The sequence below is a fragment of the Pseudomonas sp. KH_024_B2 genome (assembly GCF_057839965.1).
The window spans coordinates 520,926-542,758 of the sequence record NZ_CM174502.1 but is presented as its reverse complement, the minus strand read 5'-3'; the positions used below and the strand labels follow the sequence as shown (position 1 = coordinate 542,758).

The following is a 21,833-nucleotide window of genomic DNA, read 5'->3' as shown; positions in this document are numbered from 1 at the left end:
GGCAGCCGCCGGCAGGAAAACTCAAGAAGCCAGCGGCAATACTTGCCAAAGCCCGTTCTGCAGAATCAATTGCCGGTCGCAGTCCGCTTCACGGGCGGCGGCCAAAAGCTGTCCAGGCAGCGCCTGAACGACACGTTGACCCTCACTGCGCAACTGGCAAACCTGCTGCCAGAGTGCTGCGTCCGTACTGTCAGGCATCCAGATACCGCCAGACGGTAGCTCGATTTCAGCACGCCCCAGGGTCACCAGGGTTTTCAAATCGGTAGAGAAGCCAGTCGCCGGACGGGCACGACCGAAGTCGGCGCCGATGTCGTCGTAACGACCGCCCTGAGCGATGGACTGGCCTACGCCCGGCACGAATACCGCGAACACCACACCGGTGTGGTAGTGATAACCGCGCAACTCGCCCAGATCGAAGTAAAGCGGCAACTCAGGGAAACGCGCAGACAATCGCTCGGCAATCGCCAGCAAATCATCCAGCGCCGCCAGAACGGGAGCCGGCGCATTGGCCAGACGCTCACGCGCCGCTGCCAGGACTTCACGCCCGCCACACAGATCGACCAATGCCCGCAACATGCCCGACAAATCGGCAGGCAGGCCTTCGGTCAAGGTAATGACCTCATCGATCGCCTTGCGTTGCAGGGCATCGAACAATTGTTGTTCCACTTCACCGGACAAACCGGCGGCACGGGCCAGGCCGCGATAGATGCCGACATGACCGAGATCCATGTGCACATCCGGCACGTCAGCCAGTTGCAGCATCGCCAGCATCAGGCTGATGACCTCAACGTCGCTGCTCGGGCTGGCATCGCCGTACAACTCGGCGCCCAGTTGAATCGGGCTGCGCGAGGACGACAAGGCGCGCGGCTGCGCATGCAGAACGCTACCGGCATAGCACAGGCGGCTCGGACCTTCGCGACGCAGGGTGTGCGCATCGATGCGCGCCACTTGCGGCGTGATGTCGGCACGGAAGCCCATCTGCCGACCCGACTGCGGGTCGATCACCTTGAAGGTCCGCAGATCGAGATCCTGACCTGCGCCAGTCAGCAGCGATTCCAGGTATTCGATATGCGGGGTGACGACGAACTCATAGCCCCAGCTCTGAAACAGATCCAACACCTGACGGCGCGCCACTTCGATGCGCGCAGCTTCTGGTGGTAGTACTTCTTCGATGCCATCTGGCAGCAGCCAGCGGTCTACCGTTGCCATTACGCCATTCCCCTGTGATCCGGGCGGCAAGCCCTTGGGCGAGCCTTGAGTGAAGCAGAAAGTACTCGCATCCGGCGCGAACTCAGCCGGACAGGCAGCCTGAAAAGGCTGTGCAGCGCACTTTCCTCGAAAAATCTTGCCAGGTTCTCAAGCGAACTCCAGCCAATCAAACGTGCAGACGCAAAAAAGCCGGGAATTTCCCGGCTGCCGCATCATACACTCGTTTTCCCAAAGGATCACCCCGCCAAGCGCTTTAGCCGCTCGGCGGGATGCCCCATCAAGGCTTGGCTTTTTCCAGATAACGGAAGAAGTCGCTGCTTGGGTCCAGAACCATGACGTCGGATTTGTTCGCAAAGCTTTCACGGTAAGCGCGCAGGCTGCGGTAGAACGCGTAGAACTCCTGATCCTGACCGTAGGCCTTGGAGTAAATCGAGGCGGCCTGAGCGTCGCCATCACCGCGAACCTCTTCCGACTCACGATAAGCCTCAGCCAACAGCACGCGACGCTGACGATCGGCGTCGGCACGGATGCCTTCTGACAGCTCGTTACCTTTGGCGCGATGCTCACGAGCTTCACGCTCACGCTCGGTGCTCATACGCTCGAACACGCTGCGGTTCACTTCCTTCGGTAGATCGATGGTTTTGACCCGAACATCGACCACTTCGATGCCCAACTCTTTTTCCGCCATCGTGTTCAGCGAAGCCGTGATATCCGCCATCAGCGCGTCACGCTCACCGGAAACCACCTCGTGCAGGGTGCGCTTGCCGAACTGGTCACGCAGGCCCGATTCCAGACGACGCGAGAGGCGTTCATCGGCAATCTGCTTGAGGCCGGATGTCGCAGTGTAGAAGCGCTCGGCATCCTTCACGCGCCACTTGGCGTAGGCATCGACCATGACAGCTTTCTTTTCCAGCGTCAGGAAGCGCTGTGTCGGTGCATCGAGCGTCATCAGGCGCGCATCGAACTTACGCACCTTGTTAACGTAAGGCACTTTCACATGCAGGCCCGGCTGAACGTCAGCCTGGACCACGCGACCGAACTGCAGCAACACCGCTCGCTCGGTCTGAGCGACGATGTAGAAGCAGTTCCAGGCAGCGATCGCCACGACGACGCCGACAATAAGGGCGATCAGCGATTTATTGCTCATCAGCGACTCTCCCTGGAACGCGTTTGCTGTTGCTGCGAATCCGCTGCGCGCGTACTCACATCGTTGCTGCCAACCGCTGCCGCGCCGGTTACCGACGTAGTGCCGCTACGGCCACTGTCGACCATCTTGTCCAGCGGCAGGTAAAGCAGATTGCTCTGCCCGTCCTTGTTACCGGTCACAAGCACCTTGCTGGTGTTGCTGAAGACTTCCTGCATGGTGTCCAGGTACAGACGCTGGCGGGTGACTTCAGGGGCTTTGCGGTACTCGGCCACCAGTTTGGTAAAGCGATCGGCCTCACCCTTGGCGCGAGAGACGGTCTCGTCGCGGTAACCGTTGGCATCCTCGAGGATGCGCTGGGCCTGACCACGGGCTTCCGGCACGACGCCGTTGGCATAGGTTTCAGCCTGGTTGCGCGAACGCTGCTCATCTTCACGAGCGCGGATCACGTCATCGAAGGCTTCCTGGACTTCACGCGGTGCGGCTGCGTTCTGAACGTTGACCTGAGTGACAGTGATACCGGTGCGATAGGTATCCATGAAGCGTTGCAGACGCTCCTTGATTTCGCTGGCCATCAATTCACGACCCTCGGTCAGCACCTGGTCCATCGCGGTGGAACCCACCACATGGCGCAGGGCGCTTTCGGTCGCGTGCTGCAGACTGATTTCCGGCTGATCGACGTTCAGCACGAAGTCTTGCAGGTTGCTGATCTTGTACTGCACGGTCAGCGGCACTTCGACGATGTTTTCGTCTTCAGTCAGCATTTGACCCTGCTTGGTATAGGCACGCTCACGCGTGACGTTTTCCATGTACTTGCGATCGATCGGCGGGAAGTAAATGTTCAGGCCCGGCCCGACGGTTTCATAGTATTTGCCGAAGCGCAGCACCACGGCCTGCTCCTGCTCGTCTACCACGTAAACCGCGCTGTACAGCCAGACAGCCGCCAGCACGACAAGACCGATGCCGAGCAAGCCGTAACCACCGCCCTTGCCCGAACCACCGCCGTCGTCACTACGTTTCTTACCACCACCGAACAACCCATTCAGGCTTTCCTGTAGCTTTCGGAAGGCCTCGTCGAGATCTGGTGGCCCCTTGCGGTCGCCATTATTGCGGCGTTTACCACCCCAAGGATCCTGATTATTCGAGTTGCCACCCGGCTCATTCCAAGCCATAGCGCTCTCCATCTGATAAAGCAAAGACGCACCCACGGCGCGCCGACCAATGCTACAGAATGCCTGTCACAGCGGCACAACCGCTTTTTCAGGCTTTTATTGCAAAGTGTGTTGCTCGATGAATTCCGACGGCTGCAAGCCTTCGCGACTCACCAGCCGATTCAACTCGACCCGTGGCAAGCGAACAGCCAGCAAACTGATGCCGTCTTCGTCGTGCTCTTCTTTCTGTACTGCACCCAGCGCGAAGAACTGTGCACGCAGTCGAGCAAAACGCTGCGGCAAGCGCAAGGTGCCGACGAATAAATCGTTACCGAGCAATTCTGCGACAGCCTGTTTTAGCAGATCCAGACCAGTACCGTCCCGCGCCGACAACCAGACCCGCTGCGGTTTGCCATCGGCATCACGCTGGATCTGCGGCTCCACGCCCTCGAGCAAATCGAGTTTGTTATAGACCTCCAGGATCGGCAAGTCTTGAGCGCCAATCTCGTCGAGCACCACCATGACCTGTTCAATCTGGGCCATACGCTCGGGTTCATGGGCGTCGATCACGTGCAGCAACAGGTCGGAGTTGCTCGACTCCTCAAGCGTAGCCCGAAATGCCTCGACCAGTTTGTGCGGCAAGTGGCGGATGAAACCCACAGTATCAGCCAGCACGATCGGACCGAGGTCGTCGAGCTCGATACGGCGCAGGGTCGGGTCGAGAGTGGCGAACAGCTGGTTGGCCGCGAAGACGTCGGAATCGGTCACCGAGTTGAACAGCGTCGATTTGCCGGCGTTGGTATAACCCACCAGTGAAACCGTCGGAATGTCAGCACGCTTGCGCCCGCGTCGCGATTGCTCGCGCTGGCTGCGAACCTTCTCCAGACGCCCCTTGATCTGCCGCAGGCGAACCCGCAGCAGTCGCCGGTCGGTTTCGAGCTGGGTTTCACCCGGGCCGCGCAGACCGATACCGCCTTTCTGCCGCTCAAGGTGAGTCCAGCCGCGAACCAGTCGCGTACTCATGTAATCAAGCTGGGCCAGTTCGACCTGGAGCTTGCCTTCATGGGTGCGGGCGCGTTGGGCGAAGATATCGAGAATCAGGCCCGTACGGTCAATCACGCGACACTCGAAAACACGTTCGAGGTTACGTTCCTGACTGGGCGTGAGGACGTGATTGAAAATCACCAGATCTACCTGTTCGGCTTTGACCAGGTCGCGTAATTCTTCGACCTTGCCACTGCCAATCAGGTATTTGGCGGTTAGCCGCTGACGCGGCACGTTAAAAAACGCGACGGTCTCGGCGCCGGCCGATATAGCCAACTCCTGAAACTCCTGCGGATCTTCGCGCGCCTCAGGGTCCTGACCATCCAAGTGAACGAGAATTGTCCGCTCACCACCACCGTGGCGCTCAAAGAACAAAGGAGACTCCTATCAGGCGTTACCTGGCTCAGCGTCAGCTTGTTCGGTTTCGGTTGCGCTAGGCAAACGAATTGGACGAACCGGCACCACTGTCGAGATAGCGTGCTTGTAAACCATCTGGCTGACGGTGTTTTTCAGCAGGATCACGAACTGGTCGAAGGACTCGATCTGACCTTGCAGTTTGATCCCGTTGACCAGATAGATGGAAACCCCCACTTTCTCTTTACGTAAAGTATTCAAGTAAGGGTCTTGTAGCGAATGCCCTTTTGACATGTGCCGCACTCCTTTAAGGATCAATAATAAAAAAAATTAGAAAACAGATGGCTTGTGGCCGCCACTCCCCCAAAGGATAGACGGCAATTGCAAGGACTCAGCTCAATATGGAGACCGTTCCCAAGTATTTCAAGGCGCGCGGCAGATTGTCGCAATCCAGGCTGTCCAGCCAATGCAGGTCAGCCCAGCTGCGTAGCCAGGTGAACTGGCGCTTCGCCAATTGGCGCGTGGCAATGATGCCGCGCTCCTGCATCTCGGCTGACGTCAGCTTGCCATCCAGATGATCCCAGACTTGTCGGTAGCCTACAGCACGTATAGACGGCAACCCGGTATGCAGGTCACCTCTGGAACGCAGAGCTACGACCTCGTCAATGAACCCCTGTTCCAACATTTGTGTGAATCTTTGTGCAATTCGTTCGTGCAGTACCTGACGGTTCGCCGGTGCGATAGCCAGGTTCGCGACAGTATAGGGCAATTGTCCGCGTCCCGAAGCGGCTGCTTCAGTACTTTGCGCAGATTGTCGCTGCCGATGGGCCGTCATGCTCAGGCCGCTGACGCGATAAACTTCCAGCGCCCGGCTCAGTCGCTGCGGATCATTGGGATGGATTCTCGCCGCCGATTCCGGATCGATCACCGCCAGTTGGTCGTGCAGGGCTTGCCAGCCAAGGCGTGCAGCCTCTTCCTCGATCTGCGCACGTACCTGCGGATCGGCTGCCGGCATGTCCGCCAGACCTTCGAGTAAAGCCTTGTAGTAGAGCATTGTCCCGCCCACCAGCAGCGGAATTTTACCGCGCGCGGTGATGTCGGCCATGGCCGCCAGGGCATCAGTGCGGAAATCCGCCGCCGAATAGCTCTGCGCCGGGTCGAGAATGTCGATCAATCGGTGCGGAAATTGCGCCAGCAGCTCTTTTGAAGGCTTGGCGGTGCCAATATCCATGCCGCGGTAGACCAGCGCCGAATCGACGCTGATCAACTCGCAGGGCAGCACCTTGGTCAGCTCGATGGCCAGATCGGTCTTGCCCGCAGCCGTCGGGCCCATCAGAAATATGGCTGGAGGGAGCTGGCTCATCAACGACCGCGCAAGAATAGTTTGTCCAGATCGTCCAGGCCCATTTGGGTCCAGGTCGGTCGGCCATGGTTGCATTGACCGCTACGCTCGGTGTTTTCCATATCGCGCAGCAAACCGTTCATTTCCGGCAAGGCCAGGCGTCGATTGGCACGAATCGCACCGTGGCAGGCCATGGTCCCGAGCAACTCGTTCAGATGTGCCTGAATCCGGTCGCTGGTGCCGTATTCCATCAAGTCCGCCAGCACGTCATGGACCAGCCGGTTGGCCTCGGCCTGCTTCAACAACGCCGGAATTTGCCGGATAGCCAGGGTTTCAGGGCCCAGCCGCTGCAACTCGAAGCCCAGACGCTGGAACCAGCTGACGTGCTCTTCAGCGCAATCCGCTTCGCGCTGACTGACGGCGATCGACTCAGGCACCAGCAATGGCTGGCCACTCAGGCCTTCGCTGGCCATGGCAACTTTCAGCCGCTCATACATGATCCGCTCATGGGCCGCGTGCATATCCACCAGCACCAGGCCCTGGGCGTTTTCCGAGAGAATGTAGATACCTTTAAGCTGCGCCAGCGCATAACCCAAGGGTGGAATATCACCCTGGCCGTCGGGCAATGACACAGCCCCGCTTTGCGGCAACGGTGCGAAAAACTCGCGATAGGCACTCTGGGCTTCGGCGGCCGGAAGCACCGACTGCGGCCGTGGCGTGTATTGGTATTGATAACCCGCCCCGGCGCCTGATCCTGGCGTATTGACTGGCGGTTGCGGCTGGGGCTGTTCCAGCAGCAGATTGGCCGCCAGACGCATTTCGCCCTGCGGCCCGAACTCACCGGCCTCGATGCCGGTTGGTCGGGCAATGCCAGCGACAGCGGCTGGCGCGGCCAGCTGATCTTCCGGACGTACGTCGCCCAAGGCGCGGTGCAAGGTGCCATAAAGGAAGTCGTGAACCATGCGCCCGTCACGGAAGCGCACTTCGTGTTTGGTCGGGTGGACGTTGACGTCCACTACCGCCGGGTCGACTTCGAAAAACAGCACAAACGTCGGATGCCGACCATTGAACAGCACGTCCCGGTATGCCTGACGCACCGCGTGAGCCACCAGTTTGTCACGCACGGCACGGCCATTGACGTAGAAATACTGCAAGTCCGCCTGACTGCGGGAGAACGTCGGCAACCCGACCCAGCCCCATAGATGCAGACCGTTGCGCTCGACCTCGATCGGCAGCGCCTGTTCGAGGAACCCCGCACCGCAAACCGCCGCCACACGCCGGGCGCGAGCGGCATCGTCCTGGGCTTCGTGCAGACTGAGGATGGTCTTGCCGTTATGGCGTAAATGGAACGCCACGTCGAAACGCGCCAGCGCCAGGCGCTTGATCACTTCTTGCAAGTGATCGAACTCGGTTTTCTCGGCTTTGAGAAACTTGCGCCGCGCCGGGGTATTGAAAAACAGATCGCGCACTTCCACCGAAGTCCCGACCGGATGGGCCGCCGGCTGTACACGCGGGGCCATGTCACGACCTTCGGTCTCGACTTGCCAGGCCTGCTCGGCATCGCGGGTGCGGGAGGTCAGGGTCAGGCGCGCCACCGAGCTGATGGACGCCAGTGCTTCACCACGGAATCCCAGGCTCATGACGCGCTCGAGGTCTTCCAGATCGCGGATTTTGCTGGTGGCATGGCGCGCCAGGGCCAACGGCAGGTCATCCGAAGAGATGCCGCTGCCGTCATCGCGCACGCGCAACAGCTTGATCCCGGCTTGCTCGACATCGACATCGATGCGCCTGGCACCAGAGTCGAGGCTGTTTTCCAGCAATTCCTTGATCACTGACGCCGGGCGCTCGACCACCTCACCGGCGGCGATCTGGTTCGCCAGCCGTGGGCTGAGCAGCTCGATACGCGCGTTATTGCTCAGCATCTCACTCATTCCTTGGCCGCCAGTTCCGTGCCCGGAATGGTCAGATTCTGACCGACTTTCAGTTCATCGCTGCTCAGATTATTGGCGCTGCGCAGGGTGGAGGCCGAAACCTGATAGCGCACGGCAATCATCGCCAGTGTTTCACCCGGGTTCACCCGGTGATCACGCGGCCCTTGAGCGATCTTGCCGGCGTCGCGCAGCCAGGCGATATAAGTGCCCGGCGGTGGATTCTGCTGGAAGAACTGGCGAACACCGCTGCTGATGGAGCGGGCCAGTGATTGCTGATGGGTCGACGCTGTCAGTTTCGACGCTTCGTTGGCGTTGGAGATAAACCCGGTTTCCACCAGGATCGACGGGATATCCGGGGATTTCAATACCATGAACCCGGCCTGCTCGACGCGCTGCTTGTGCAATGGCGTGACCCGACCGATGTTGCTCAGAACCTTCTGGCCGACGTTCAGGCTTGAGGTCAGCGAAGCGGTCATCGACAAGTCGAGCAATACCCCGGCGAGCATCCGGTCCTTGTCGTCAAGGCTGACATTCCCGGCACCGCCGATCAGGTCGGAGCGGTTTTCACTGTCGGCCAACCAACGAGCGGTCTCGGATGTGGCGCCGCGATCAGACAAGGCGAACACCGAAGCTCCGAAGGCGGCGGCTGACGGCGCCGCATCGGCGTGGATCGAAACGAACAGGTCTGCGCCCTTCTTGCGGGCAATCTCGGTACGCCCGCGCAACGGAATGAAGTAGTCGCCGGTGCGGGTCAGCTCGGCGCGGAAGCCCTTCATGCCGTTGACCTGACGCTGCAACTCTCTGGCGATCGCCAGCACCACGTCTTTTTCCTTCTGGCCACGGGAACCGGAAGCGCCCGGGTCTTCGCCGCCGTGACCGGCGTCGATGACCACAATGATATCGCGCTTGCCGGCCGGCGCGGGTGGAAGCTTGATGGCAGGTTCTACAGGTGTGACCGGAACCACTGGCACCGTGGCGACATTGGTTGGCGGCGGGATCGGCGCGGCATCGGCGGCGTTGTCGAACAAGTCGACCACCAGCCGGTTGCCGTACTGCGCATTCGGCGCCAGGATGAAACTTTTCGGCGTGACGGCTTTTTTCAGGTCGATAACCACCCGCAGGTCGGTCGGCGTACGCTGGGCCGAGCGCATGGCGGTGATCGGGGTATTGGCGGTGGACACATTCAGCGGCGCTCCCAGGGTGGCGCCATTGATGTCGATCACCAGACGATCCGGGGAAGACAGGGTGAAGACGCTGTGCTCGACCGGACCGGACAGGTCAAATACCAGTCGCGTGTTATCCGGTGCGCGCCACAGCCGTACGCTGCGCACCTGTGTAGCGGCCACAGCCTCGACGGCCACTGCCGTAAGCAATAGTCCTACGACAGCAACCAACGCGCGAAAGCGCATACCTAACCCCATCATTTATTTGAATTCCAATGCCAAAGCGGCACACCACGACTCGCCACGCGAGCCTTGGGGCAACAAACTCAGCGAACGTCCGCTGTTATGCGGGCTAATGGTAATGGTCAGGTCGGGCTTTGGCAAAAAGCCTGCACCACGCTGGGGCCATTCGATCAGACACAGTGCATCACCTTCGAAGTAATCACGGATGCCGAGAAATTCCAGCTCTTCTGGATCGACCAGTCGATAAAGGTCGAAATGGAAGGCTCTGACCTCACCGACTTCATAGGGCTCGACCAAGGTAAAGGTCGGACTCTTGACCGCCCCCACATGCCCCAGGCCACGGATAATGCCCCGCGACAAGGTGGTTTTCCCCGCCCCCAGATCACCGTCCAGGAAGATCACCCCAAGCCCCCGGGTGACTTGAGCGATACGCGCCCCCAACTTGATCATGGCTTCTTCATCGGCCAGATACAGCGTTACTTCAGACACGGTGATTGCTCCTCCAGCAACTGACGAATGGCTGGAATCAAATCACTGGCCGCCAGCCCCCGGCCCAACTTGCCTTGCTGCTCGCCCGCGCTGGCGTGTAGCCAGACCGCCAGACAAGCCGCATCGAAAGCCTCCATGCCCTGAGCCAGCAGCGCGCCGACCAGTCCGGCCAGCACATCCCCAAGGCCCGCCGTCGCCATTGCCGGGTGGCCGCGATCACACAGCGCCAGGCGACCGTCCGGGCTGGCAATCAGGCTGCCGGCACCCTTGAGAACGACAACGGCTGAATATTTCTTGCTCAATTCGCGCGCAACAGTAAAGCGATCCGCCTGAACGGCCGCTGTCGAAATACCCGACAGACGCGCCGCCTCGCCCGGATGCGGGGTGATCACGCAACCTGCCGGCAAGGCCAATCCGCCTTTGGCCAACAGGTTCAGCGCATCGGCATCCCAGACTTGCGGCAACGGCGCATTGGCCGCCGCCGACAACAGACTGCGCCCCCACGCGGCTTGACCCAGCCCCGGGCCAACCACCAATACCGAAGCCTGCTCAAGCAGCCCCATCAGTTGGTTCGCCGAATGCGTGCCCACCGTCATGACTTCCGGCAAACGCGCCAGGGCTGCCGGCACATGCTCGCTGCGAGTCGCCAGGGACACCATGCCCGCACCGCTGCGCAGGGCACTTTCGGCACTTAACAAGATGGCACCGCCTAAACCGCGGTCACCGCCGATCAGCAGCATATGGCCGGCTTGACCTTTATGAGCAGTGAGCGGGCGTGATGCCAGACGCGGCAAATTGCCCGGTATCAGGCGCTTGGCGCTTGCGCAAACCCTGGCCAGCAGTTCGGGAGGTGCTTGCAGATCATTGAATACCAGTTCCCCAACACAATCCGCGGCCTGTGCGGTGAACAGACCCAGCTTCAATCCGATGAAGGTTACCGTCAGATCAGCCCGCACGGCCACGCCCAGGACCTGTCCGGTATCGGCACAAAGACCCGAAGGAATATCCACCGCAGCCACTGGCAGACCGCTGGCATTGATGGCGGCGATGATGCTGGCGTAAGGCTCACGCACTTCACCCGCCAGCCCCGTCCCCAGCAGCGCGTCCAGCATGACACCGCTCAAGGCTGCCGGTGCGGTCCAGGCCTGGACATTCACCCCGGCCGCCAAAGCCTGCGCATGGGCCAGCGCGGCGTCTCCCTGCAACCGTTGCGGATCAGCGGCCGCCAGCACCTGTACCTGCCAACCGGCACGCAGGGCCAATGCCGCGACCAGATAGCCGTCGCCCGCATTATTGCCATGTCCTGCCACAACGCTGAGTTCACCCGCATTCGGCCACCGTCGGACAATGGCTCGCCACATTGCCCGCGCGGCACGCTGCATCAATTCGAAGCCTGGTATACCCGCCGCAATCAGGCTGGCATCAAGGTCGCGAACTTGGGCGGCGCTATACAGCGCGTCGGGTAAATCGTGTTTTGTCTGCGGCATGCGTCTTCGGGCTCCGATGTCTGGCAGAATTATACGCACCTCAGCCCCGGTTTCTCTCGCCTCATGCCTGCTATTACCACAGACCTTCGCGCCCTCGCCCAATCGATCAAGGATTGGGGCCGCGAGTTGGGCTTTCAACAAGTCGGCATCAGCGGCCTGGACCTGGCCGAGCATGAGCAGCACCTGCAGCGCTGGCTCGACGCCGGCTATCACGGCGAGATGGACTACATGGGCGCCCACGGCAGCAAACGCTCGCACCCGGAGGAATTGGTACCCGGCACGCTGAGAGTAGTGTCACTGCGCATGGATTACCTGCCGGGCGATACCCGGATGGCTCAGCGCCTGGCGCAGCCGGAAAAAGCCTATGTTTCGCGCTATGCCCTGGGCCGCGACTATCACAAGCTGATTCGCAAACGCGTGCAGCAGCTGGCAGATCGCATCCAGCAGGTGATCGGCCCCTTTGGTTATCGCGCCTTCGTCGACAGCGCCCCGGTGCTGGAAAAGGCCATTGCCGAACAGGCGGGGCTTGGCTGGATCGGCAAAAACACCCTGGTGCTCAACCGCAAGGCCGGCAGTTATTTCTTTCTCAGCGAATTGTTTGTCGACTTGCCGCTGCCGGTGGACCCGCCCCACGCCACCGAGCACTGCGGTCGCTGCACTGCCTGCCTGGACATTTGCCCGACCAATGCGTTCGTCGGCCCCTATGTGCTGGACGCACGGCGCTGCATTTCCTACCTGACCATCGAACTGAAAACCGCCATTCCCGAAGATTTGCGGCCACTGATCGGCAATCGGGTGTTCGGCTGCGATGACTGCCAGATCGTCTGCCCGTGGAACCGCTTCGCTCGCCCTTCGGCAGAAGGCGACTTCAAACCCCGGCACAATCTGGACAATGCTGAACTGGCCGAGCTGTTTATGTGGGATGAAGAGAAGTTTCTCAGCAGCACCGAAGGCTCGCCGCTGCGCCGGGCTGGCTACGAGCGCTGGTTGCGCAATCTGGCGGTGGGGCTGGGGAATGCGCCTTCAACGATTCCGGTGCTGGAAGCATTGAAAGCGCGACGGGACTATCCGTCAGAGCTGGTGAGGGAGCATGTGGAGTGGGCGCTGAAACAACACGCCAGCCGTTAGTGTTCGTCGTTGTAGACGAACTTCGGCATTTCCCAGTGAAAGCGGATCGCCAACAAGCGCAGCAGGAAGCCGCCAAACAAGGTAATCAGAATCGCCTGCTCGCTCGGCAATTGCAGATAGACGCACAGCAGATAACACCACGCGGCAGCGAACGAGACGCTGGCATAGAGTTCGCGACGGAAGATCAGCGGTATGTCGTTGCAGAAGATGTCCCGCAGAATGCCGCCGAATACCCCGGTGATCACCCCGCTGACCGAAGCCACCAGCATGCCGTGGCCCATTTCCAGGGCGATCATGCAGCCGATCAGGGTGAAGGCCACCAGGCCTGCGGCGTCGAGTACCAGGAACAGTGAGCGCAAGTGGCGCATCCACCGGGCGATAAAGATCGTCAGCAGTGCCGCGATCGAGGTCAGTACCAGGTACTCCGGGTGTTTGACCCAGGTCAGCGGGTAGTGACCCAGCAGCACGTCGCGCACCGAACCACCACCGAGTGCCGTCACGCAGGCGACCAGCACCACTCCGAACCAGTCCATGCCGCGGCGACCGGCAGACAACGCGCCGGTCATGGCTTCAGTGGTAATGGCAATCAGGTAGAGCATGAGCAACATGGAGGGCAGTCCTTGCAAGAAGGCGCGCAGTCTACTCAGATCGCCGAGGCACCAAAAGAGGGCGCCAGAGAAAGTTCTTTGACCTTGAACACCTTCAGTGTCTGAAAGATCTTTCGCGAGCAAGCTCGCTCCCACAGGTACAGCGCGGTCTACTGTGGGAGCGAGCTTGCTCGCGATGACGTCAGACCAGACATCGCCGAATCAAAATTTGATGAAGTTCTTGCGGTAGTGCTGCAACTCGGCGATCGACTCGCGGATGTCGTCCAGCGCAAGGTGGGTGCTGCCCTTCTTGAAGCTGTTGAGCACATCCGGCGCCCAGCGTGCGGCCAGCTCTTTCAAGGTCGACACATCGAGATTGCGGTAGTGGAAGTAGCCTTCCAGCGCTTTCATGTGGGTATAGAGGAAGCGGCGATCCTGGCAAATGCTGTTGCCGCAGATCGGCGACTTGCCCTTGGGCACCCATTTTTCCAGGAAGGCGATGGTCTCGGCTTCGGCTTCGGCCATGCTGATACGGCTGTCGCGAACCCGTTGAGTCAGGCCGGAACCGCCGTGTTGACGGGTATTCCACTCATCCATGCCGGCGAGGATTTCGTCGCTGTGGTGGATGGCAATGACCGGGCCTTCAGCCAAGGTATTGAGATTGCTGTCAGTGACGATGGTCGCCATCTCGATGATGACGTCGGTGTCAGGGTTCAGACCGGTCATTTCCAGATCGATCCAAATCAAATTCTGCGGGTTTTGCATGTGTCGGCTCCTCGGCGTAGTTGCGCAGTTTAGCCTAGCCAGCAGGCAGGGCGTGCTAAACTCGCGGCCGTTTTACCTAACCGCTGCATTATCGACACGGAACACCAATGGCCAAACGCCAGCTCAATCGTCGCCAAAACTGGCGCATCGAAAAGATTCAAGGCGAACGCGCTGCCCGCGCCGCCAAACGCGAATCCTCTGCCGTGGAAGCACTCGAGGGTGGCGATCTTGGCCCCGAGCAAACCGGCCTGGTGATCGCCCACTTCGGTGTGCAGGTCGAGGTCGAAGCCCGCGACGGTGAACTGGCCGGCCAGGTTTTCCGCTGTCACTTGCGCGCCAACCTGCCCGCGCTGGTCACCGGCGATCAGGTGGTCTGGCGTGCCGGCAACCAGGGCATCGGCGTGATCGTTGCGCAGTTGCCGCGTAACACCGAACTCTGTCGCCCGGACAGTCGCGGCCAGCTCAAGCCGGTTGCAGCCAACGTCGACATGATCGTGATCGTCTTCGCCCCGCTGCCCGAGCCCCACGCCAACCTGATCGACCGTTATCTGGTCGCCGCTGAGCATGCAGGCATCAAGCCGCTACTGTTGCTGAACAAGTTCGACCTGATCGACGAACAGAACGCTCCGGCGTTGAATGCCTTGCTGGCGGTTTACCGCACGCTGGGTTACCCGGTGCTGGAAGTCTCGGCCCATCACGGCGATGGCATGGAGAAATTGCAGGAGCAACTGGACGGGCGCATCAGCGTGTTCGTCGGCCAGTCCGGCGTCGGCAAGTCCTCACTGGTGAACACCCTGCTGCCGGAAGTCGAAGCCCGCGTCGGCCCGCTGTCCGAGCTGTCCGGCCAGGGCACGCACACCACCACCACGGCGCGGCTGTTCCACTTCCCGGGCGGCGGCGAACTGATCGACTCCCCGGGGATTCGCGAATTCGGTCTGGGCCATGTCAGCCGCGCCGACGTTGAAGCCGGTTTCATCGAGTTCAACGATCTGATCGGCACCTGCCGCTTCCGCGACTGCAAGCATGACCGCGAGCCTGGTTGCGCGTTGCTCAAGGCGCTGGAAGAAGGCCGTGTGCAGCAGCAACGGATGAACAGCTATCGCTCGATCATCGCCAGCCTGCCTGAAAACAGCTATTAAACAGACCGCGACTAGCCCTGCACTTACGCAGGGTTAGTCGCTGTTCTGCTCGCCTTACAAAATACCCCGCTAATTAAACAAACGAACTTTCCGTAGGACTAATGATTCTACGAAGAAGGAAGTTTCTGTTTGTTTCCGGACGCCTTGTAGCCCGGAATTATTCCAATACATTCACTCCCTCTTTGCGCCGTCAATCAGACCGCGCAAGCGTCATTTCGCACCGTGCGAAACCGAGGGCTAACTCATGCAGACGTTTCATTTGTTCATCAGTCATTCGTGGAACTATTCAGATGCTCACGACAATCTGATAAAGCTTCTCACCGCACACCCTACCTTCGACTTTAAAAACTTCTCTGTGCCACCGCACAATCCAATCATCGGCGCACAGACCGACAAGCAGTTGGAGGAGGCCATCGAAAACAAGATCCGCCCGTGCTCGGCCGTGCTGATCATGGCTGGCATGTACTCCACGTACAGCAAGTGGATCAACAAGGAGATCGAGATCGCCCAGCGTCTCGGGAAGGTCATCATTGCCATCAAGCCTTTTGCTGCCGAACGCACGTCAACAGTGGTCAAGGATGCCGCCCATGCCGAATGCGCCTGGAACAGCAACAGCATTGTCAATGCCATCAAATTACATGCAGCGGGTTAATACATGCGCAAGGCTCTCTTCATTGGCATTAATAACTACACGCACATCTCGACACTGTCAGGGTGCAATAACGACGCTATGGCGATGGCCTCAGTATTAGAGCGCCACGCAACAGGCAAGCCCAACTTCAAAAACATAGTACTGACTTCCGCCGAGGCAAATCTGACTCGACAAACCCTTGAAGAAAACATCAAGGAATTGTTCTCCGGCGACTGCAATGTCGCACTTCTGTATTTCGCCGGACACGGCCACTTCGAGGCCAGCATCGATGAGGGCATGCTGATTCCTCAAGACTATCGAACCGGTAACGATGGCATCCGGATCAGCGACATCCTTCAATGGGCGAACAATGCTGACAAGATCAAAAACAAAGTCATTATTCTCGACTGCTGCCAAGCCGGCGCAGCGGGAGAAATACGCAACTTGAGAGGTGGCGCAAGTGTTATTGGCGAAGGCATGACCATCCTCACCGCCTGCAAGAAAGAACAACCCGCTCAAGAACAAGCCGGGCATGGCGTATTCACCAGCCTCCTGCTGCAAGCACTGCACGGTGGTGCAGCCAATGTGTTGGGAGAGATCACTCCCGGCAGCCTGTACTCATTTGTCGACAACGCTCTTGGGGCCTGGGAGCAACGTCCCGTCTTCAAAACCAACGTTTCGCAGTTCATCGCCTTGCGAGAAGTGCCACCACTTATCCAGGAAGAGATTCTGCGCAAGCTGCCTGACTGGTTTCCGGAGGCCCAATCCGTCTATCCGCTCGACCCGAGTTACGAACCAACGGAGACCGCCGTGTTCAACGCCGATCACGGCGAAATCTTCGCACAGCTGCAAAAGTGCAATCGCCACAGCCTGATCGAGCCAGTGGATGCCGAGCACATGTACTACGCCGCCATGAACTCCACCGGTTGCCGCCTGACCGCACTCGGCGCCTATTACCGCGAACTCGCTATCAAAGGACACTTCTAATGTCGGTTTTCATCAGCTACCGCCATACGGATCGGGCTCAGGCCATGGCCATCAATGCCCGCTTGAAACTTGCCAATATCACTACATACCTCGACGTACTCGACGCGCAATCGCAGACGACGGAGGACATCACAGGCGTCATTACCCGCAACATCATCGAGTGCACTCACCTGCTGGCAGTGGTATCGAAAGAAACTGCGCTGTCCTGGTGGGTACCTTTTGAAATTGGTGAAGCGACTATCACCGACCGGCGCATCTGCTCCTTCAAGACCGGCGACAGTGAACTTCCACTGTATCTCGATAAATGGCCAAAGATGACCAAGAGCACGGACCTTGAGCTTTTCATTGAGTCGTATAACAGTGAAACAACTTCCAGACGTACCATGGCTTTAGGATCGGTATCCAATGAGTCAATGCGCAGCGCCAACAGAAAGAACGCCGAGCACTTCCACACGGAGCTGAAAAATAAAATCCGCCGAGGCTTCTAACCCGCTAGCGCTCCACCTCGCCCCCCCTTCCCCTAAAAAAACAAACGCCCCGATAATCGGGGCGTTTGTTTGTCCAGCCTTTGAGTGATTCGCCTATAAGCAGCTACTGCGCTTTCGTCTCATCCATCTTCAATACCCCATCCTCGAAGATGTTCAACTTCTGCCGAACCTCGTGAGCCGGCAGTGGCTCTTTGTCCGCCGGCAAGGCATTCGGGTCGATCGCTGCGCCCGGTACTTCACCCGGTACGCCCTGCCCTGATGCCGGAGTTGGAGCAGGCTCGGCCCCTTGCTCACCTTCGATGGCGCGCTGGGCTTTCTTGGTCAGCACGACGATATCGATTCGCCGATTGACCGGATTGAATGGATGCTCACGGTCGAACAACGCCGACGAGGCGAAACCCACGACCCTGGCCACTTGCTTATCCGGATAACCACCGGCAACCAGCGCGCGGCGCGCGGCATTGGCACGGTTGGCCGACAACTCCCAGTTACCGAAGTCGCCGCTGCCCGTGTACGGTTTGGCATCGGTATGACCACTGACACTGATCTTGTTCGGCACCGCTCTGATGGTGTCCGCCATGGCCAGCAGAATGTCTTCGAAATACGGTTTCAGACGCGCACTGCCGGAGTCGAACATTGGCCGGTTCTCGGCGTCCATGATCTGGATGCGCAAACCGTCCGGGGTGATTTCGAACAGGATCTGATCCTTGAACTTCTGCAGCTGCGGGTTTTCTTCGACCTTGTTCTGCAATTCTTGCAGCAGCAATTCGAGACGTTCCTGCTCGACCTGTTCGGCCATGCTTTCGACCTGATCGGTATCGACGGTGATCTTGTCGGGTTGCGGCTGAGACTTGACCTCGGGATTGATGGTCTTCTCCGGCGCCAGCTCCGGCGAGCCGCCCAGATCGATGATGTACGGCGTGCCGCTTTCGGAGAAGCCGATCGGGTCCTTGAAGTAACCGGCGATGGCGATCTTCTGTTCCGGAGTCGCGGTGGACAACAGCCACAGCACCAGGAAGAACGCCATCATCGCCGTCGCAAAGTCGGCGAAGGCGATTTTCCAGGCGCCCCCGTGATGCCCGCCGGCGATGCGCTTGACGCGCTTGATGATTATCGGCTGGTTATTTTCCATGACTTAGCGACCGCGAACCGCTTGTTCCAGCTCAGCGAAGCTAGGACGGTGCGCCGGGTACAGAACCTTGCGCCCGAACTCCACCGCCAGCGACGGCGGCATGCCGGAGGCCGAAGCCACCAGCGAGGCCTTGATAGCCTCGTAGACGTTCAGCTCTTCCTTGGCATCGTGAGCCAGGGAGTGGGCCAACGGGCCAAAGAAACCGTAGGCCGCGAGAATACCGAAGAAAGTGCCGACCAGCGCCGCGCCTACGTGCAGGCCGATGGACTTCTGATCACCGTCACCAAGGGAGGCCATGGTCACCACGATACCCAATACCGCCGCGACGATACCGAAGCCCGGCATGGCGTCGGCGATACCGTTGACCGCATGGGAAGGATGTTCCAGATCTTCTTTCAGACTGAACAGCTCCATGTCGAACAGACCTTCCAGCTCATGGGGAGCCATGTTGCCGGAGGACATGATGCGCAGGTAATCGCAGATGTACGCGGTCATGCGCTCATCTTTGATCACCGACGGGTACTTGGCGAAAATCGGGCTGGCGGCGGCGTCTTCGATGTCGCCTTCAATCGCCATCATGCCTTCGCGACGGCTCTTGTTAAGGATCTCGTAGATCAGGCCCAGCACATCCAGATAGTAGGTGTGATTAAAGCGCGAGCCGAACATCCCCAAGGATTTCTTGAAGACACGCATCGTCATGTGGCCGGGATTGGCCTGGAGGAACGCGCCGAGGGCCGCACCGCCGATGATCAACACCTCGAAAGGCTGAATCAGGGCAGCAATCTTGCCGTGGGAGAGCACGTATCCGCCGAGCACGCTCGCGAATACGACGATGATGCCGATAATTTTAGCCATAGGTAGAGAGTACTTACTGAGTCGGGTTCAAGGTCATATTCGGAAGATAAAAAAACTCTTCTTCTACTTATCGGCAAAACTGCGCCAGACTATAGGCCGTTAAGGCGAAAAGCCAGTTTGCCCCCTTCCGGGCGTGTAATTGTGAATGATGATCGCGCCCAACCATGGCTAATGAAACGACAGTCCCAAGTCCAAAACCCGGCACCCTCGAAGGCTGGATAAAGCTCCTCGACGCTGTTCCTTTGCCGGTGCCGCAAACCAGTCATGACCGGGTGTGCAAAGCCATCGCCGACAGCCGCAGCTCGATTCGCGATATCGCCGAGTTGATGCAAGACAGTCCCGCGCTGGCCCTCAGCGTGATTCGCGAAGCCAACCGGCACACCCACGGCAGCATGACCGAGCCAGCCGAGAACCTTGAGATCGCGATCAATCGCCTCGGTTTGAAGCGCACTGAAGAATTGCTCGCGCGCCTGCCGGCCTTGTCTCAGGAAGAAATCCCGGTGGCGTTACGGCAGTTGCAACTGATTAGCCAACACGCCACGCAGCAAGCCAACGGCCTGTTCGCCAGCCGCCTGGCGCGACTCTGGCAAGACATCCATTGGGGCAGCTTGCTGTTTCTTTCGCCGCTCTGGCCGCTGGCGCTGACGCATCCGCAGTTGCTGGCAGAGTGGGAGCTGCGGGTGATTCACAAGGGCGAGTCGGCGGGCAAGGTCGAACGGGAGCTGTTCGGCGTGCGCCTGCTGAAGCTGTGCCTGGCCCTCGTCGAAATCTGGCACTTGCCGATCTGGGTGCGGCAGGGTTACCAGCTGCTCCTCAACGAGCAACGGATACTGGTCAAGGTTCTGCATATCGCCCGTGACAGCGATCACCGCTTGCGTCAGCAACAGCGGCTGGACGCCGACCCGGCCTTGCGCCGCTGGCTGAATCAGCCGGCCAACACCGTGCTGCTGGCCAATGGTCTGGCACTGTCGGCGCAACACGCCTGGGACAGTCCGCACAGTCTGCGCTGGCAGTACCTGACCAGCCTTTATCTGCAAATGCCGCTGGATGAATTGCAGCAGCAATCTCACCAGCAAGCCGCGCAGAGTGCGCGCAACCATGCAATGCCCGACCTCTGGCACCCGGCCGAAGCGCTGCTCTGGCCCTGGACCACACGCCGCCTCCATAGCGGCCTGCTCCCGGCGGCACCACCCTCGGCCGAAGACCTGGTGACATGGCGCAAACACTGCGCAGAGTTGCTGGTAGAGCCGAGCCGCTTCACCAACGCCATGCACCTGACCACCTCTGCCCGTGACGCATTGGTGGCCTGCGGGATGCGCCGGACGATGCTGTTGATGGTCGACCGCAGCCAGAGCAGTCTGCGGGTCCATCAGATTGCCGGCCTGCCCAAGGAATCGGCCACGCTGAACCTGCAGATCAATCAAAGCACCGTGCTGCAACGCTTGCTGGCAAAACCGGCACAATTTCGCCTGACACCGGCCAATAACGCACAATTTTCGGCGCATTTGCCCAACAGCCTGCGCAGTCAATTCGGTGGCGAGCATCTACTGTTGCACTCACTGAGCAGCAACGGCCGGGTGGTGATGCTGGTAGTCGCCGACCAGGGCGGCGGCCCGTTCTCGGAAATCACCGTGCAGGCCTTCGGAAAAACCGCGCAGTGCATCGAAAAGGCCCTGAACAGCTTTACCAACCGCGGCAACTGACGCGCTACAATCCTCCCCTTTTGTGCTCTGGAGACCTCACATGTCTGACTTCTCTGGCTTGCCGCTGGTGATCGAACCCGGCGACCTGCTCGCCCGCCTCGACTCCCGCGAACTGATCCTGGTCGACCTGACCAGCAGCGCCCGCTACACCGAGGGACACATCCCCGGCGCACGCTTCGTCGACCCCAAACGGACTCAGCTTGGCCAGGCGCCCGCGCCGGGCCTGCTGCCGACACAGGCTGCTCTTGAAGCGTTGTTCGGCGAACTGGGACACAACCCCGATGCGGTCTATGTGGTCTATGACGACGAAGGCGGCGGTTGGGCCGGACGCTTTGTCTGGCTGCTGGATGTCATCGGCCACAGCCACTACCACTATGTCGACGGCGGCCTGCAGGCCTGGCTGACAGAAGGCTTGCCCATGTCGATCCAGGTCCCGGCAGCGGTCGGCGGCCCGGTCGCCCTGACCCTGCACGACGAACCCACTGCCACCCGCGAATACCTGCAAAGCCGTTTGGGCGCTGCCGATCTGGCGATCTGGGATGCGCGCGGGCCGCTGGAGTATTCCGGCGAAAAAGTGCTCGCGGCCAAAGGCGGGCATATCCCCGGCGCGGTCAATTTCGAATGGACGGCGGGCATGGATCGGACGCGCAACCTGCGCATCCGCACTGACATGCCGCAGATTCTCGAAAAACTCGGCATCACCAAAGACAAAGAAGTGATCACCCACTGCCAGACTCACCATCGCTCTGGCTTCACCTATCTGGTGGCCAAGGCGCTCGGTTATCCGCGAGTCAAAGGCTACGCCGGCTCCTGGGGCGAATGGGGCAACCACCCCGACACGCCTGTTGAGATTTAAGGTTT

General features: G+C 59.8%; 21 protein-coding genes. 7 read left to right on the top strand and 14 right to left on the bottom strand.

The features are described from left to right. Positions 1-21 precede the first annotated feature (21 nt). The 10 genes from AC3I0A_RS02520 to AC3I0A_RS02475 all read right to left on the bottom strand — a co-directional run bounded on the left by AC3I0A_RS02520 (position 22) and on the right by AC3I0A_RS02475 (position 11,557). A complete protein-coding gene (locus AC3I0A_RS02520) occupies positions 22-1,209 on the bottom strand; it encodes an ATP phosphoribosyltransferase regulatory subunit (RefSeq protein ID WP_489376080.1) in 1,188 nt (395 codons plus the stop codon). Between the two features lie 277 nt (positions 1,210-1,486). Next, entirely contained in the window at positions 1,487-2,356 is an 870-nt protein-coding gene (gene hflC / locus AC3I0A_RS02515; protein WP_489376079.1) for a protease modulator HflC, read from the bottom strand. After that, positions 2,356-3,525, bottom strand: a complete 1,170-nt coding sequence (gene hflK, locus AC3I0A_RS02510) for an FtsH protease activity modulator HflK (protein WP_489376078.1) — start codon at positions 3,523-3,525, stop codon at positions 2,356-2,358. The genes hflC and hflK overlap by 1 nt, the downstream gene beginning before the upstream one ends. A 96-nt stretch (positions 3,526-3,621) precedes the next feature. Further along, entirely contained in the window at positions 3,622-4,923 is a 1,302-nt protein-coding gene (gene hflX, locus AC3I0A_RS02505) for a ribosome rescue GTPase HflX (protein ID WP_489376077.1), read from the bottom strand. Between the two features lie 12 nt (positions 4,924-4,935). Then, positions 4,936-5,196, bottom strand: coding sequence for an RNA chaperone Hfq (hfq, locus tag AC3I0A_RS02500; RefSeq protein WP_150640442.1), 261 nt, complete (start codon positions 5,194-5,196; stop codon positions 4,936-4,938). A gap of 97 nt (positions 5,197-5,293) precedes the next feature. Then, on the bottom strand, positions 5,294-6,265 hold the full coding sequence (gene miaA / locus AC3I0A_RS02495) for a tRNA (adenosine(37)-N6)-dimethylallyltransferase MiaA (protein ID WP_489376076.1): 972 nt from the start codon (positions 6,263-6,265) through the stop codon (positions 5,294-5,296). After that, positions 6,265-8,163 carry a DNA mismatch repair endonuclease MutL gene (mutL, locus tag AC3I0A_RS02490; RefSeq protein WP_489378388.1) on the bottom strand — a complete coding sequence of 633 codons (1,899 nt, stop codon included), beginning with the start codon at positions 8,161-8,163 and terminating at the stop codon, positions 6,265-6,267. The genes miaA and mutL overlap by 1 nt, the downstream gene beginning before the upstream one ends. Positions 8,164-8,171: 8 nt before the next feature. Continuing rightward, positions 8,172-9,599: an N-acetylmuramoyl-L-alanine amidase gene (locus tag AC3I0A_RS02485; RefSeq protein ID WP_489376075.1), complete on the bottom strand. Its 1,428-nt coding sequence runs from the start codon at positions 9,597-9,599 to the stop codon at positions 8,172-8,174. After that, positions 9,600-10,070: a tRNA (adenosine(37)-N6)-threonylcarbamoyltransferase complex ATPase subunit type 1 TsaE gene (gene tsaE, locus AC3I0A_RS02480; RefSeq protein WP_489376074.1), complete on the bottom strand. Its 471-nt coding sequence runs from the start codon at positions 10,068-10,070 to the stop codon at positions 9,600-9,602. Continuing rightward, positions 10,058-11,557 (bottom strand): NAD(P)H-hydrate dehydratase, encoded by a 1,500-nt coding sequence (locus AC3I0A_RS02475; protein ID WP_489376073.1) that lies wholly within the window; start codon positions 11,555-11,557, stop codon positions 10,058-10,060. The genes tsaE and AC3I0A_RS02475 overlap by 13 nt, the downstream gene beginning before the upstream one ends. 63 nt (positions 11,558-11,620) lie before the next feature. On the opposite strand from AC3I0A_RS02475, the gene queG reads away from it, so the two are divergent. After that, positions 11,621-12,685, top strand: coding sequence for a tRNA epoxyqueuosine(34) reductase QueG (gene queG, locus AC3I0A_RS02470; protein ID WP_489376071.1), 1,065 nt, complete (start codon positions 11,621-11,623; stop codon positions 12,683-12,685). On the opposite strand, the gene AC3I0A_RS02465 is transcribed toward queG, so the two are convergent. Together AC3I0A_RS02465 and orn are read right to left on the bottom strand one after the other, a co-directional pair. Continuing rightward, a complete protein-coding gene (locus tag AC3I0A_RS02465) occupies positions 12,682-13,293 on the bottom strand; it encodes a trimeric intracellular cation channel family protein (protein WP_489376070.1) in 612 nt (203 codons plus the stop codon). The two genes, queG and AC3I0A_RS02465, sit on opposite strands and share 4 nt — an antisense overlap. 201 nt (positions 13,294-13,494) lie before the next feature. Continuing rightward, the gene (gene orn, locus AC3I0A_RS02460) at positions 13,495-14,037 is read right to left on the bottom strand and encodes an oligoribonuclease (RefSeq protein ID WP_489376069.1); all 543 of its coding nucleotides are present in this window, start codon (positions 14,035-14,037) and stop codon (positions 13,495-13,497) included. A gap of 107 nt (positions 14,038-14,144) precedes the next feature. On the opposite strand from orn, the gene rsgA reads away from it, so the two are divergent. The 4 genes from rsgA to AC3I0A_RS02440 all read left to right on the top strand — a co-directional run bounded on the left by rsgA (position 14,145) and on the right by AC3I0A_RS02440 (position 17,282). Further along, positions 14,145-15,176, top strand: coding sequence for a small ribosomal subunit biogenesis GTPase RsgA (gene rsgA, locus AC3I0A_RS02455; RefSeq protein WP_489376068.1), 1,032 nt, complete (start codon positions 14,145-14,147; stop codon positions 15,174-15,176). A 244-nt stretch (positions 15,177-15,420) separates the two neighbouring features. Continuing rightward, on the top strand, positions 15,421-15,828 hold the full coding sequence (locus tag AC3I0A_RS02450; RefSeq protein WP_489376067.1) for a TIR domain-containing protein: 408 nt from the start codon (positions 15,421-15,423) through the stop codon (positions 15,826-15,828). A 3-nt stretch (positions 15,829-15,831) separates the two neighbouring features. After that, complete coding sequence (locus AC3I0A_RS02445; protein ID WP_489376066.1) at positions 15,832-16,794, top strand: caspase family protein; 963 nt, start codon at positions 15,832-15,834, stop codon at positions 16,792-16,794. Beyond that, positions 16,794-17,282 carry a toll/interleukin-1 receptor domain-containing protein gene (locus AC3I0A_RS02440; RefSeq protein WP_489376065.1) on the top strand — a complete coding sequence of 163 codons (489 nt, stop codon included), beginning with the start codon at positions 16,794-16,796 and terminating at the stop codon, positions 17,280-17,282. Before AC3I0A_RS02445 ends, AC3I0A_RS02440 begins: the two co-directional genes overlap by 1 nt. Before the next feature lie 103 nt (positions 17,283-17,385). On the opposite strand, the gene motB is transcribed toward AC3I0A_RS02440, so the two are convergent. Then, positions 17,386-18,414 (bottom strand): flagellar motor protein MotB, encoded by a 1,029-nt coding sequence (gene motB / locus AC3I0A_RS02435; RefSeq protein WP_489376064.1) that lies wholly within the window; start codon positions 18,412-18,414, stop codon positions 17,386-17,388. Between the two features lie 3 nt (positions 18,415-18,417). Continuing rightward, a complete protein-coding gene (motA, locus tag AC3I0A_RS02430; RefSeq protein ID WP_489376063.1) occupies positions 18,418-19,269 on the bottom strand; it encodes a flagellar motor stator protein MotA in 852 nt (283 codons plus the stop codon). A 164-nt stretch (positions 19,270-19,433) separates the two neighbouring features. Between motA and AC3I0A_RS02425 the strand changes: the two genes are divergently transcribed. Both AC3I0A_RS02425 and AC3I0A_RS02420 read left to right on the top strand, forming a co-directional pair. After that, positions 19,434-20,972: an HDOD domain-containing protein gene (locus AC3I0A_RS02425; RefSeq protein WP_489376062.1), complete on the top strand. Its 1,539-nt coding sequence runs from the start codon at positions 19,434-19,436 to the stop codon at positions 20,970-20,972. 40 nt (positions 20,973-21,012) lie between these two features. Then, a complete protein-coding gene (locus tag AC3I0A_RS02420) occupies positions 21,013-21,828 on the top strand; it encodes a rhodanese-like domain-containing protein (RefSeq protein ID WP_489376061.1) in 816 nt (271 codons plus the stop codon). Positions 21,829-21,833: the final 5 nt, after the last annotated feature.

Excerpts from the sequence above, each read along its gene's own strand:
- AC3I0A_RS02520 (WP_489376080.1), bottom strand. The coding sequence starts at position 1,209 with ATGGCAACGGTAGACCGCTGGCTGCTGCCAGATGGCATCGAAGAAGTA.
- hflC (WP_489376079.1), bottom strand. The coding sequence starts at position 2,356 with ATGAGCAATAAATCGCTGATCGCCCTTATTGTCGGCGTCGTCGTGGCG.
- hflK (WP_489376078.1), bottom strand. The coding sequence starts at position 3,525 with ATGGCTTGGAATGAGCCGGGTGGCAACTCGAATAATCAGGATCCTTGG.
- hfq (WP_150640442.1), bottom strand. The coding sequence starts at position 5,196 with ATGTCAAAAGGGCATTCGCTACAAGACCCTTACTTGAATACTTTACGT.
- miaA (WP_489376076.1), bottom strand. The coding sequence starts at position 6,265 with ATGAGCCAGCTCCCTCCAGCCATATTTCTGATGGGCCCGACGGCTGCG.
- AC3I0A_RS02485 (WP_489376075.1), bottom strand. The coding sequence starts at position 9,599 with ATGATGGGGTTAGGTATGCGCTTTCGCGCGTTGGTTGCTGTCGTAGGA.
- AC3I0A_RS02475 (WP_489376073.1), bottom strand. The coding sequence starts at position 11,557 with ATGCCGCAGACAAAACACGATTTACCCGACGCGCTGTATAGCGCCGCC.
- queG (WP_489376071.1), top strand. The coding sequence starts at position 11,621 with ATGCCTGCTATTACCACAGACCTTCGCGCCCTCGCCCAATCGATCAAG.
- AC3I0A_RS02465 (WP_489376070.1), bottom strand. The coding sequence starts at position 13,293 with ATGTTGCTCATGCTCTACCTGATTGCCATTACCACTGAAGCCATGACC.
- orn (WP_489376069.1), bottom strand. The coding sequence starts at position 14,037 with ATGCAAAACCCGCAGAATTTGATTTGGATCGATCTGGAAATGACCGGT.
- rsgA (WP_489376068.1), top strand. The coding sequence starts at position 14,145 with ATGGCCAAACGCCAGCTCAATCGTCGCCAAAACTGGCGCATCGAAAAG.
- AC3I0A_RS02450 (WP_489376067.1), top strand. The coding sequence starts at position 15,421 with ATGCAGACGTTTCATTTGTTCATCAGTCATTCGTGGAACTATTCAGAT.
- AC3I0A_RS02445 (WP_489376066.1), top strand. The coding sequence starts at position 15,832 with ATGCGCAAGGCTCTCTTCATTGGCATTAATAACTACACGCACATCTCG.
- AC3I0A_RS02440 (WP_489376065.1), top strand. The coding sequence starts at position 16,794 with ATGTCGGTTTTCATCAGCTACCGCCATACGGATCGGGCTCAGGCCATG.
- motB (WP_489376064.1), bottom strand. The coding sequence starts at position 18,414 with ATGGAAAATAACCAGCCGATAATCATCAAGCGCGTCAAGCGCATCGCC.
- motA (WP_489376063.1), bottom strand. The coding sequence starts at position 19,269 with ATGGCTAAAATTATCGGCATCATCGTCGTATTCGCGAGCGTGCTCGGC.
- AC3I0A_RS02425 (WP_489376062.1), top strand. The coding sequence starts at position 19,434 with ATGGCTAATGAAACGACAGTCCCAAGTCCAAAACCCGGCACCCTCGAA.
- AC3I0A_RS02420 (WP_489376061.1), top strand. The coding sequence starts at position 21,013 with ATGTCTGACTTCTCTGGCTTGCCGCTGGTGATCGAACCCGGCGACCTG.